The organism is Niabella ginsenosidivorans (assembly GCF_001654455.1).
GTDB classification, from domain to species: domain Bacteria; phylum Bacteroidota; class Bacteroidia; order Chitinophagales; family Chitinophagaceae; genus Niabella; species Niabella ginsenosidivorans.
Window position 1 is genome coordinate 1,234,244 of record NZ_CP015772.1, and the last position, 13,407, is coordinate 1,247,650.

Consider the following 13,407-nt stretch of genomic DNA (forward strand, 5'->3'; position numbering starts at 1 on the left):
ATAGAAATTTATAATAAATGTTGCAAAAGCAATATTTAGCTCTACTATTGATCTGTCCTTACTTCGCTTTTCGAAAAAAACTGGATTATTTTTTGATAAAAGCGCTTCGGCCAGTTTTTATCCATAAATGGCTTTTCAAGCAGCAGAAAGCAAAATGCGCTGATGATCAGGATTAAAGGTATAAAAATTAATAATTGAAGTAGAAGGTTGGGCGCGTAAAACTGGGTAAAATGGATTTTTTTGGTAATGGCGATCAGCAGTTCTGAAAAAGGCAGATGAATGAGATAAATAGTATAGCACATTCCTCCGATGGCAGTGATCCACCTGTTGCATAAAAAACGGTTTACATAACGACTTTTAAAAGCTGAATAGAAAAACAGGAATAACGCAGTTACAACCAATATCCTGCTATACCAGACAAAATCCCAACTCCAGCCAAATAGCAATGTGATTAGCGCTATTATTGCGATGACATCAAACCTGCCGTTGCCTTTTATTGGTGTACTATTCCAATCCTCAAGGAAAATATCAGCAAGGAAAAAGCCTACCAGAAAATAATGCAAATGCCCTAAAATAGTAAAATTGTAAGGACGGGCATAAAATTGCAGGTATTGCTGAAGCAGCATCAAAACTGTTACAGCCACCAGGTTAATGACCCTGCGCCTCATTTTGTTTTTAACACTGAAAAACAGATAAGACAGGAAGGGCGCCAGTATATAAAACTGAACCTCTATTTCCAGTGTCCAGGTAGGGGGATCAAAGGGAGACCATTCTTTATATATGAGTGTATGCGTATAAGTTATATTGGCCAGGTAATGTGGAAAATAGCTGCTGAAACTTTCATGCCGGGCAAACAGGAATAGTATGAAAAAAACAGACATCCAGATAATATAGGGGGGCTCAAGCCGGGTAAGCCTGCGCCAGAAATAATTTTTCAGTGGTACCTTCTTCTTCTGCTTCAGGTAATGAGACGCAAAAGGCAGCGCCAGGATAAATCCGCTAATTACAAAGAAGATATAAACACCTAAAAAGCCTCTTGAAGCTAAAAAAGACAAAAAATTTCCTTCCTCTGGTTTGGCAAAGTTGATAGACGTATTGCGTTCGAAACGTTCCGTCATATGTTGTATAAGCACAGGGATAATAGCAACAAAACGTAAACCATCGATTTCGTTGATGAATTTGCCGCCTGATGTCACTCGTCTTAATTTTTCAGGGATCGATAAAAAATGTTTTCGCAAAATGCTGAGTGCATATTGGGTGGTTGCTTTTTTATCAATCATTGCTTTCCTGCTTTAGGTATCATTCTTCGTCATTTTAGATTGTAAACAAACATAAATATTGCTAATTAGGATGGAAATACTTACTTGTCGAAGCCTTCGTATAACCTGTATAAACTCTATTTACAAGTTACCCTTTCAGAGAGTAAGTATACGAATTTTTGGCAGCAGTAAAAAATAGCCGATCCTGATTAATAATTCTATGTGGTTTTTGGTGTAAAAATAAAATTAGTCTTTTTTTGGTCAGTAAAATCAATGAGTTGGGAGCCTTCAAAAACCTTTACCGAATACCCCAGTTCCTTTAAAAAATCTATTACTATGTTCCTGTTTTCATTGGGCCAAAGTTCGCAATAAATAACCGGCTTGTGCTGCAGTAGTATTTGCCGGGCACCTTTAAGAACATGGTATTCAAAATTCTCAACATCAATCTTTATAGCTACAATCTTTTTTTCAGTTTGTAAAACTGACACATCATCAAGTTTTGACATCGGGATCTCACAAATATCGCCTGTGTTCCAATCATCCTGAAGCTCTTCCACATAGGCGTGGCTTAACCCCTGCATTCGTACACCTTTGATAATGGGAGTAACCAGTTTTAATATTCCGTTTTCTTCACCCAGTGCAATCTTATGCAGTTGGGCATTGTTTACTTTATAAAATTTCACTATTCGCTCAAGGGCATTACAGTTAGAAGGAATCGGCTCAAAAGCATGTATACGCTCCTTTGGAAATTTTTGGGCGAATGGTATAGTAGTAATTCCGATGTTGGCGCCAACATCCAGAATGGTACCAGCCGGTATCAGGTTCATAAATTCAAAAAATTCAGGTTCAAATGCCTGACCCTTGAAGAAAGAAATCTTGGCTCTCGAAAAATAAAAAAGATAATTCTCATATCCCAAGATTTTTTGCAGAAAGCTTTGCAGTATTTTTTTCATAAACCTAGTTTTGAGTACTTATATAAGTAAAGATAATAATTTATAGTATAGTTAGTACACAATTTATAGGGAAACCCGGTTGGGTCATTCACCGAATTCATAATTACAGTAGCATAGATTGTTTTTCTGACAAAAAGGGCAAATGATCAAGCTTAAATTGCTTTACTGCTTTGAACAGGGCTACAAATAGAGGCTGTCAAAATAAAGAAAGCCGTCATTCTGAAGCGAAGCGAAACGGAGAAATCTCATAATCAATACAAAACATTTTATGAGATTTACCTTCGGTGAAAAAGTTCTCGGCTACACTACGTTTCGAAATGACGACTTTTGATACACCCTCAGTTGACTTATAATTATCCTGAGAGAAGATGGTGTCTACATCCATCTATCTCTTCCTATTTCTGTTTATCAGGGTTTAATAAAAACCGGGGCACCCGTAAGAGCTATTTTATTTGTAGCTTGAGCCGCTTTTTCATCCCAACTATAAATTTTAGAAGTTGACTTTATACCAAAAGATGCCGGGAAGGTATAGGTCGAAGTAACTGATTCCGAATTGCCTGATGCCTTTGCCCATAAAACATAGATGTAATTTTTTTCACTGGCGGAATAGAATGCACCCCCGTCTATATTAGATGGTAAACTCATGGATTGGGTTTTTGTTTTATCAAATAGTCTGTCTTTTAGCAACCGGCTTGTTGTACGCCAGGAAATTCCGGATGAATTCATTACTACATTATATGGACCTGAGGTGATTTTTTGATAAAAACCCATGGTTTGGTAAGGATCGGTAGCCGCATCATATGTTTCCGTTTCTGCTATCTGGTACATGTATATACCGCGAATATTGGCTTTTTGTGATGACACGGCAGCTTTTATCATAAAATTGCGCTGAGCCTCATCTGAACCAATGTAACCACTCAAGGCCTTTCGGGGAATATTGCATTCTGTTATGATATAATCTTTTTTATTGGCATATTGATATTTGGTAAGTACAGACTCAAAAGTATTTTTTCTGTCTGTGATTGCCTTAGCTGCAGCATCAGAATTTTTGTTATTTCCTAAATAATACATGGGATATATATGAAAACTAACGCAATCAAATAAGGCGCCGCCTTTATCAGGGTAAGCTGTGGCTACTGCTCCGCCTTTGGGATTATCCGTATTTCTTAATACAGCATCTAAAAACCCCTCGTATCCAATACCGCCTAAACATACGAGATCTGTAGGGTCAAGCTTTTTTACGATCTCATGTGTTATCCGTAGCATTCTTACATAACTCTGTATAGGAGCATAAAATCCTACAAGATCACAAGGATCAGGATCGGCTTTTACCCAGGCATCGTTCGGATACCAGTTATTCGTAAAATCCGGTTCATTCCATACTTCCCAAAATTTTACATATGGGCCATAAGTCTTAACTACGTCATATACATATTTCGCGTAATAATTATTGGCATTGACGCTTCCATCCTGGTTCCAGATGGGTTCATAAAGATTGGCAAAAGTTTCAGATTCGTGTGTTGCACAATACTTGGTTTTGTCCTTATGCGCATCACTCGGACCATTAAGAAAAACCACATTGTCTTTTGCTCCCAACTGCTGGTAATATTTAAAAGTACTTAACCGGTTAGTAAGACCCCATTGTGCCAGGAAACTTTCATAAAGCGCAGGGCGCAAACTATTTACTCCGACACCCGGTGTATTTGTAGAGCCAATGAGAATTTCGGCTAATTTTTCATCAGGCCAATTGGCACCATAGTAACCCATATTAGAACCATACAAAAATAGGTTCCCTGTAGGAAGGGGAAGCGTTGCTGGCACGCTGTCACTTTTGGGAGGATTTGTTATGGAAGAATCTACCGGGGTTGGAATATTGGTGAAGTTTTGAGTTTTAGAACAAGAAAAGAAAGAAATGCTAAAAATTACAGCTAAAATAAAGCTGGCGAGGGGGAGGACCGGGCGCATGAAATAAAAGATTTTGATTTTAAGAAAAAATTACAATTGACTTAGTATAGTGAATTATTTTAATGTTTTGGTCTATTCAAAAACACTGCCAAATATTTGATAAGAAAGAATATTACCTGCGCAGATAGCTGGAATTAAGAATTTTGGGAAAGGTGTTATATGTTAACTAATTGAATATTAGAAATATTTATATATTTTTTGAGGAAGAGCTTTTTTTTGTTAAATATTTCTTAACAAGTTCGGGGTAAAATTGGACCGCATAATAAACGGAATTTTTAGTATTAATATTAAAGTTTTTCTTTAAAAAATACCTACAAACCAGAAAACCTACAAAACTGCTTACCAGACTAGAATATGCAGCGCCAAAAATTCCGAACTCCTTTATTAAAATTAAATTAGATATAACGATTACTGCTGTGAGGATCAACAGCATATAAAAATTTAATTTAGATTTTCCGGTTGAGTTCAAAATAGTGCCCCCCTGCCTTCCATAAGGGCTAAATAAGCATCCTAACAATGTAATTCTAAGAAGGGAAATCGATTCCTCATATTTTTCTCCTCCTAAAAAATGTATCACAATACCAGAGAAAAAAAGTAAACAAAGAACAATGGGAATTTGAATAGCAAGGATAATACCCACTGACTTTTCATAAAGATACTTAATGTCCGTTTCTCCTTTAGTTGCTGCCATTTTTGAACTCTGGGGATACAAAATTGTTGCCATAGCCGAAGACGGTATATCTACTACGTTGGAAATTCGGACAGCGATATTGAAGATACCACTGGCTGTTTTGGAGAGCATTGAACCCAGCATCATTTGATCAATAGTGCCGGCGAGCATAGAACTTAAGGTGACTCCAAAAGTGAATTTCCCAAAATTAAAAATTTTTTTCCCCCAGATTTTATCAAATCTTAAAGAATAATTGATCCTTTTGTAAGAGCATAGCAATGCTATCAGCATTGCTATGCCAACGCTAAAAACCTGAATAGCTACAAGTGTTTGTAATTTTGTGGGAGTCTTGGTAATCCAGCAATAGATTACAAAGCTTAAAAAAATAAGTTGGCGGGCTGTATTGGAAAGGAAATTACCTGTAAAACTTAAATGGGCTTGTTCAATACAATTTACCTGGTTCAAAACTGACGAAAAGATTAATGCAACTAAATACAAATGAAACATACTGTTTATTTCGGCAGATTTCCAACTTTGACCAAGCCAGGAACCGATTGCCAGCAACAGGATTGTTATCAGAATGGTCATGCTCATATTAATGACGAAGGTTGCCGTATTAATTTTTTTTTGGTCTGAAGGCATGCTTGATGTGAGGTATTTGACCAATGCCTCTTGAGTAAGGCCGTTTCTTGCAATTTCCAAAACGCTGATGGTAGCTAAAAAAAGCACCCATGTGCCATATTCTTCAGGTGATAGTACACGTACCAGTATATACAGGCTCAGGAAACCAAAAAATACAGTAAATAATTGCTGGGCAATGTTAATGATCCCATTTTTAATCCAGTAATTAGGCATCTAGTAGTCCGGATTTTATATAGTTATATAATGCAAGATATCTTAAATAATAATATATAGTGATATTTTTCTTTTGAAAGTATATTGATATTATTGTAGTTTACTACAAGAATTAACTGATCATTAATCGGTACTGTTACAGGGGATTTAGGAAACAACCAAAGTAAGGAGAAATGGAAAAGGTTCACAAAAGAAACCATATATCAAAAGAGTTGTATGTACCCCTTACGGTAGTTTTTTTATAAGCCCATGCAACTGTTTTAAGACTGTATATTCTGGAAAAGGCTGCCGTAAATAATCGTTACTAAAGATTGATCCCGGTTACTCTCCCTTTTAAAATGGGGAAAAATCGTGCTACTTTGTCTTCATCCATAAATCCCCCAGAATTATTTTTTTATTTTAGAACAAAAAACCCTAAATTCATGAGGACATTCTGAGATAAGTTTAAAATTTAAATATGCCTGACTATCTACCGATCCTACAGTTTTTTAAAACAGCATCAACTACTTTGCCCGAGGTAGGCAAAGAGCTTTATATTGAAAGTATTAATGCAAATAATGAAGTAGCTACAGTTGGATTCAAAACTCCTGGAATAAATGTTGCAGGGCAGGCAACATTAGTGAATGGTTCTGCAGAAGTTCCGTATAATATAGATCAGGCTACCCAAATGGTAATAGTGAGTTATGAATCAATTAACGGAACACCTGGTGTGCTATACTGTAGTGAAGCAGATTATATTGTATCCGGCGGGTTTATAATAAAAAGTACAAGCACTGCTGATAATAGCACAGTTAATTATCTGGTTGTTCTTAAACCTGTTATAGAAAAATTAGCAACACCTGTTATTACTTTAAATAGTAAATCAGATACTACTGCTGATTTAAGTATTACAACTATACCTAATGCTACAAATTATATCTGGTATAAGGATGCTGTACAGGTACAAAGCAGTAGCGGCACTACTTTAAGCCTTACAGGGCTTACAGCAGCTACAATTTATAATATTACATGTAAAGCTCAGGCTTCAGGTTATACTGATAGTGACTTAGGCCAATACAATTTACAAACTAATGCTGAGCAAAATAGAGTATTTACACTAACGGCTGAAAATAGCCAAATACAGTTTGATGGTGACGATTTTTACGACAATGGTATTAAAATAATATTGCAAGATAACGATGTACTTTTAATACCTGCCGGTAGCTATACATATATAGATCTAGAGAACATAGTCTTACCGGAAGGCCAAAGGGTGTATATAAGAAATTCCGGCGGTGTTGTAGAACTCACCGGACTGTCTACATTAGAGATGTCTAATATTAATGGTGTAACTATTAGCGGAGATGGTGCGCTGGGTACAGAATATGGATTTTGGTTTCATGATAATTCATATCGTGCCATGTATTTTAGCGGCAGTAATCTTACTATTGCTAATATGAAGTTTGAGAATATTGGAGACTATACAATATATTATAATGACAAAGACAAAATATATGATCCTTCTGACTCTTCAACATGGAGTGAAAATGTGAAGTTTTCAAACCTGTACTTTGATAACACCGGTTCTCTACAGGCAGATGGAGGATTTCCTGAAACATCTAATGAAAGTCATACAGGTATTAAAAAGAATTGGGAAGTGAGCTATTGTACGTTTATAAATGCAGATTGGGGTGCATTAGTTTATATAGGTTCTGTTGAAGACGTAGATATACATCATATTATCTTTAATAATATTAACGCCACCAATAACAATCATAATGGCATAATATTCGTAAAGGGTAATGGAAAAGTGCATCACTGTAAATGTACTAACCATCAGGGAAATATGGTAAGATTCTGGAATTTTAACTTTACTTCCAATGCAAATAAAATAGCTGAAGTATTCCATAACAAAATTTACCATAGTAGGAAATACAGTGGTATGGAAATAAGCCCACAACCTTACATGTTTGAAAGCCCTTATTTCTATCCCACTAATGCTAAAGTATACAATAATACAGTTGGGGATATGAACTATGAAAATAATGACTTCCCCGGTAGACTGGTTGATTTTTATAACCTGCATGGAACGTTTGAGTTTTATAATAATTTAGGTTTTGAACTTGATGATGATACTTTGATAAACTATGCAAGTGGTACAAGCGATGCTGATATGACTGTAAATTCCAATAATGTCTATAAAACCACAGCAGCAGAGGCTGTAAATAATACAACAGACTTAAATAGTATAATTACCGGTGTAGGGGCAGAAGACTGGTGATTTTCAGGTTCAGGTATTTAATGAAAGATAAAAAGTTAGGATAGGTGAGCCTAAGTTTAATTTTACAGAGCCCGTGTAGAAATTTTATCAGGAATATTTTGTAATAGATACTGGATATGATCCTTTTTTAGACAACAATAATACCGGGCAATTTATTGTGCCCGCTAAAATATTTTATTAACCAGGTCTGACAACTCCTCATCAGAGGCTGCATGATAGATAGCTGCACCGGAAAACTGGGGGTATAGTTTTTTAAAGCAGGAAAAATAATGCTCCGGCCCCTGTTTGGAAAGGATAAGGTTTTTACCGCCAAAATAGCTGGCTAATGTGGCGGTGCCGCCATGCACAGAGATAAAGTTGGAACAGTTGGCATAAACGCAAAGCTGGAAATGATTGAAGTTATAGGCTTTTATTTTGTTTTCCCGGAACAGATGATCCAGTAACAACACTTCCGGGTGGGTATTGGTTAGCCATTCAAAATCCTGCAGATCATAAATAGCGCTGTTATCGTTTACAATATTCCCGGGTTGGGGGCGATTATATATGATCGTATACCGGCCATTCAACTGCGTGATGATTGTATGCAGTAACTCCAGGCCAATGAAATTTACCGGGGGGCCATCCCATTCTGAATTAAATTTATTGGCAATGATCAGCATTGGTTTATCAAAGTGATAAATATCATTTTGATAAATGCTCTTTAGCGGAACCGGCAGCCATTTTTTCATATGGTAATCCTGGCTGTATAAGATCCTGGGCAGTTCAAAATTATAGTTGCCTTCATTGCTTCGCTCCGTAAAAATTTCTTCATGATCTTTAGAAAAGAAGTACAGTTCTTTGGTTTGAGCAAAAGATCTCGTAGCCTTCAGGGTGCCGTTCTTATAATGCCAGTAGGCAAACGGAAGCGCAAATTGCAGTTCGGCTGCAAACTCTCCTTCAAAGCTGATCACTTTGTAAGGCTTTTTCAGCATATAATCTTTAAAGAAATAGCGGATCTGGTTCAGCTTGCATACAATCGTATCCCTGTAGAAATATTTATATTTTGCCGGTATTCCCCGGTAGCGCAATGCAATGATAAAGCTTGCAGCCTTTTTTAAGACAAATATCCACACAATATAATAACTGGTTTTTTTATTTATTGCTCAATAAGGATTGCTGATCATTTTATATTGTCTACAGCAATAAAAACGGGCTTTTCTGATACATCAATGTATACGCTGCCTTTATTAATAGTAAGGTTTTGCGTATCGCCTTCTGCATTGCCGGGTAATAACGTGATGAGCCGGGCCTCTTTGGTATCAGAAGAAACGGGCACCTGAAAATCTGCCGCCTTATAGTCCCTGCTGGTCCTGGCCCATACTACATAGGCGCCTTTTGAAGAGGAGATATCTTTGAATTTATAAATGAGCACATTCGGATCTTTTGTGTCCTGGTTGCCCATATAGCGCATATGCTGCAATACATTTTTTAAAGTATGCACATAGTACCATGACTTTTTAGGTGTAAAATCGCCTTTAGGCCCCATTAGCCCGCTGCTTGAAAACCAGGTTTTATCATTGGGGTTCACATCGCGCGACATAAACATTTGTGCTCTGTCTACCCCGGCGGCGGCAAAGGCGAGGTAAGCGCGTACCAGCCAGATACCCTGCACTTCCTGGGCATCCATATTGCCTATTTGGGGAGGGCAGAGCACGGATTGTGGGTTGGTATCCCACCCGAACTCGGAAACCCATACTTCTTTTTGTGGTAAATATTGGTTCCTGTATTTTACGATTTCGGAAAGGCGTTCTCTGAAATGCGCATCCTCCGGACTGATGGCCGGCCCGCCTCCCTGCCAGCTTTTACCATCCTTAAAGGCATAAATATGAAAGTTCAGCACATCAGCGGCAAATACTTTGTCCCTGCGGTTGGCCTCAAACCAGGTCTTCATTCTTTTTATATATTCCAGATTAGTATTCACCAATCCGCCCATGACAAGCTTTGCTGACGGATCAGCATTCTTTATACCATACTTTTTCCCATATTTGTTCATGGTATTGCAGTGCCCGTCATAATCGGCGCTGGCCATTGCTGCATACTCTTGCGGGCTGAACTCTGCATCCTTTCCTTCCCAATCCCGGTCCTGTTCATTCCAGTCTTCAATATAGCCGATCAGCCCCATTCCGGACAGCCTGGGCTGATCAGGAGCTAATGCAAGACTGCTGTCCGGCACTTTTACAGTGCCATATCTTGCCGCAAGCTGGTAAGCAAAAAAAGCCTTTTTGTAATAGGAAAAGGGATCTGCCGGATCTAAACCCGGGCTGTCAATAGGTTTATTATCTTTCGGGAAATCGTTTCCCCCGTGCAGCCAGCCCGCAGCGCCCTGAAGGCAGGGCGAAACGGTTATATTTTCATTTTTCAGTACTTGGTAAAAATCATCAAAACTCCAGCCCGGATAGCTGGGAGCAAACCGGATCTGGTTATATGGGAACCCCGGGTAATTACCGGAGCGGTTGCCCTCGTTCCAATCCCAGTCGTGGTACTCTCTTATAAAGCCTACCGGCTTCAGTTTCTCCGGAGGATCATCAATAAAAGCATTGGCGCCAATAAAAGCATCCATGGTTATAGGGTGCGTGGAATCAATAATTTTTCCTACCAGCCCGCTCTCATATTGATGTTCCTGTCCTTTGCTTTTCCCACAGGAAAATAACAGGTATAGTGCCAAACCTGATACAGAAGCCAGTTGTTTATAGTTCATAGTATCTTAAAATTACACGCTTTGCGTTGAAATGCATAAAAAAGTTTTTATAAGCGTTCCTTTTTGTTATTTTGCTGTTTAAATATTCTTTGATATTGAAAGCGATCGCTGAAATCCATTGTTACAGGGAACAGGAAGTGGCATGGAGCTCCCATTTTGTGCCGGATAGTACAGGAGTGCATATTCATAAGTTTGCTATTAATGAATGGACACACCTGATTGAGGAAAAGCCCTCACTCATCAGTCCTGCTGAATCCGAAAAGAGCAGCCGGTTTTATCACCGGGAAGATGCGCAACGTTATTTGCTTGCCAGGATTGTATGCCGGCTGCTGCTGGCAAAATATAATGGCCTCAACCCATCCGGAATTGAGTTCCTGAAAGGACGATTTGATAAACCTTATCTGAAGCAGGCAGGCACTTTAAAAACCCCCTGCTTTAACTGGTCTCATTCACACAATTTGCTGGTAATTGCAGTCAGTTGCCTGGAGGTGGGGGCAGATGTGGAACGGATAAAGGATTTTGATATTGAATCGATCTCAGAGGCCACATTTAATAATACAGAACAGCGTTTTTTAAATGAATCTGAAAACAGGCTTGAGGATTTTTTTATGCTCTGGACACGCAAAGAAGCTGCTGTGAAAGCAGCGGGCATCGGGCTGAATGATGAATTGAAGTGGTTCCAGGTACTGGACGGGTACAACAGATTGAGTGACCCTGATACGGATCTTCACGCTGTTTTGCAAAATACCAGTCTGATTGCAGATGATGCATATGCCGTAAGTATATGCAGCGTTTCTGCACAGCGGCCTCCGCTATGGTTTTTTGCTTTATCGCCGGAACAGCTGGCTACCGGGGTATAGATCTTTGCTGTACAATAGTCCGGTAGGATAGTGTTATGCTTAATGAAAAACAAGGCAATATTATTTCTCACAGATTGTATTGGCGGCGAAGCCTGATAAATATTTGATTATCAATATCATATTTTTTGATGAAAAGTTAAAGCGGAACTCTATTTATTGTCGTTTCGTTTACACTATACTTAAAATCAATATAATCATGGAGGCAGTAGAAAAAATCAGTAAAGCTGAACAGAAAATAGCTATTGAATCCTATGATGCTTTAGCTTCTGTTATGAGGATATCTTAACATACAAGAAGCAGACAAAAAAACAACAGGAAAAATATATTGTAGACATCATGAACTTTAACGAAGAAGCCGGATTGTATGATTCATAGTGTGCGGTTCATCGCTGCTTTGGATACAAACGTTATTTATCCTGTTGAAATAAGAGACCTTTTTTTTGGGTTTGCACATTATGATTTGTACACCCTAAAGTGGGGGAGCATGTATTTGAAGAATGGGAAAAAGTAATGATGCGCAAAGGCGTTCCGGCAGCGGAGGCTGAAAAGCGCGTGAGCAAAACAAACCTGGCCTTGGGCTTTATGCACCACATCCATGATCATTTTCGGCTAATCGTAATCTTCCTTTTTAAGGATCACCTTTCTGATGTTGCCTTTTTGATCCTTAATCGTTATTGCTTCTGAATCTGCATTGTCGGGGAATGGGATCCTTGTTAAAAGGTCACAAAAGTTATTGCCATCATAACTGTGGTTGCCAATGGCAAGGATCTGGTCGCCTATCTCCAGTTGGCTTCTTAATTTCGGATCCCAGACATAAGTAATAATAAGGTTATCGTCAGACAGGCCAAGGCTGACCGGCCATTCGCCATCGCCCATATTTATGGTTGTCTTATCTGGTAAAAAATAAAACTTTTTATTTTTATTATCAAGTATGCAGGCCCCGTATTTTAAAAGCTCCACTCCCAAAGCATTATAGGGTTTATCCATACTTTGTACAGGTACATCCAGAAAGCGGGCATTGCCAATATGCAGCTCCGGCAATAGCATACGGTAATGCGTTTCTAATGTTTCAATATTCTGATCATAAACGCTTAAAGAATTAGAACCTTTGATTCGCCCTGAGTCCAGCACCCTAAAGTATGAGCTCATTTCCGGGTCAGCTGCAAACAGTCGGGATACCTGGTAGAACCCCCGGAAGCCTGTGTCAAAAACAGTAACAAATGCACCTGTCGTTTCATGTGTAAGGCGGGTATCAATAAAGGGACTCTTCTGCTGGGTAAGGGTAACAGGAGAGCCGGCTGCCTTATTCCGGGAAAACGTCAGCTTGTTAAGCTGGTCAGTAATCGTGATCTGTTTTTTTACAGGATCGATCATCACAATATAATTGCTCAGCAAATCATTGCCAAGGACCCCTTCTATTCCAAGGCATTTGAACAGCGGACTTGCGAAAAGGGCTGTTCTTTTATTGAAGAATTTTAAGGAGCCTACAGCTATATCTTTCAGATCGATGAAGCTTGCGCTGCCCGCAATGTTATTGGCATCTACAAAATTTATCTGACCCTCTTTTTTGAGTTGTAATATACTGTCCAGCTCGGGGGCAATTGCGGTAAAAGCACCGGTGTCAAAAAGGAAACGGTATGTTTTGCCTTCAATAGTAACAGGCACGATCAGTAATCCTGTGGCATCTTCATAAGGGATTACTGTAAAAACAGGTATGGCGGATGAGATGGTCTGTTTTTGCCCGGTTTGTGAAAATATCAGCAACGGAGCCAGCGCTATCAAAGACAGGAAACCTAAAACCCGGTTTATGGCATTTATATTCATTGGCTCAAGATAAATAGGGCTGCC

At 38.7% G+C, this 13,407-nt stretch carries 9 protein-coding genes; 2 read left to right on the forward strand and 7 right to left on the reverse strand.

Annotation, left to right across the window (positions count from 1 at the left end):
• Window positions 1–44 precede the first annotated feature (44 nt).
• From A8C56_RS05100 to A8C56_RS05115, 4 genes are all read right to left on the reverse strand, one after another.
• Window positions 45–1,280: an acyltransferase family protein gene (locus A8C56_RS05100; protein WP_067752928.1), complete on the reverse strand. Its 1,236-nt coding sequence runs from the start codon at window positions 1,278–1,280 to the stop codon at window positions 45–47.
• 197 nt (window positions 1,281–1,477) lie between these two features.
• On the reverse strand, window positions 1,478–2,212 hold the full coding sequence (locus A8C56_RS05105; RefSeq protein WP_067752931.1) for an FkbM family methyltransferase: 735 nt from the start codon (window positions 2,210–2,212) through the stop codon (window positions 1,478–1,480).
• A gap of 408 nt (window positions 2,213–2,620) precedes the next feature.
• Window positions 2,621–4,177: a glycoside hydrolase 5 family protein gene (locus tag A8C56_RS05110; RefSeq protein WP_157097878.1), complete on the reverse strand. Its 1,557-nt coding sequence runs from the start codon at window positions 4,175–4,177 to the stop codon at window positions 2,621–2,623.
• Between the two features lie 187 nt (window positions 4,178–4,364).
• On the reverse strand, window positions 4,365–5,702 hold the full coding sequence (locus tag A8C56_RS05115; RefSeq protein ID WP_067752936.1) for a flippase: 1,338 nt from the start codon (window positions 5,700–5,702) through the stop codon (window positions 4,365–4,367).
• 457 nt (window positions 5,703–6,159) lie between these two features.
• On the opposite strand from A8C56_RS05115, the gene A8C56_RS05120 reads away from it, so the two are divergent.
• Window positions 6,160–7,962, forward strand: coding sequence for a hypothetical protein (locus tag A8C56_RS05120; protein WP_157097879.1), 1,803 nt, complete (start codon window positions 6,160–6,162; stop codon window positions 7,960–7,962).
• 164 nt (window positions 7,963–8,126) lie between these two features.
• On the opposite strand, the gene A8C56_RS05125 is transcribed toward A8C56_RS05120, so the two are convergent.
• Both A8C56_RS05125 and A8C56_RS05130 read right to left on the reverse strand, forming a co-directional pair.
• Window positions 8,127–9,074: a hypothetical protein gene (locus tag A8C56_RS05125; RefSeq protein WP_218917245.1), complete on the reverse strand. Its 948-nt coding sequence runs from the start codon at window positions 9,072–9,074 to the stop codon at window positions 8,127–8,129.
• A 47-nt stretch (window positions 9,075–9,121) separates the two neighbouring features.
• Window positions 9,122–10,699 carry a hypothetical protein gene (locus A8C56_RS05130; RefSeq protein ID WP_067752941.1) on the reverse strand — a complete coding sequence of 526 codons (1,578 nt, stop codon included), beginning with the start codon at window positions 10,697–10,699 and terminating at the stop codon, window positions 9,122–9,124.
• Window positions 10,700–10,794: 95 nt separating this feature from the next.
• Here A8C56_RS05130 and A8C56_RS05135 point away from each other — a divergent pair, with 95 nt between their 5' ends.
• Window positions 10,795–11,559, forward strand: coding sequence for a 4'-phosphopantetheinyl transferase family protein (locus A8C56_RS05135; RefSeq protein ID WP_084490401.1), 765 nt, complete (start codon window positions 10,795–10,797; stop codon window positions 11,557–11,559).
• A gap of 609 nt (window positions 11,560–12,168) precedes the next feature.
• Here A8C56_RS05135 and A8C56_RS05145 read toward each other — a convergent pair.
• Entirely contained in the window at window positions 12,169–13,383 is a 1,215-nt protein-coding gene (locus tag A8C56_RS05145) for a retropepsin-like aspartic protease (RefSeq protein WP_067752951.1), read from the reverse strand.
• Window positions 13,384–13,407: the final 24 nt, after the last annotated feature.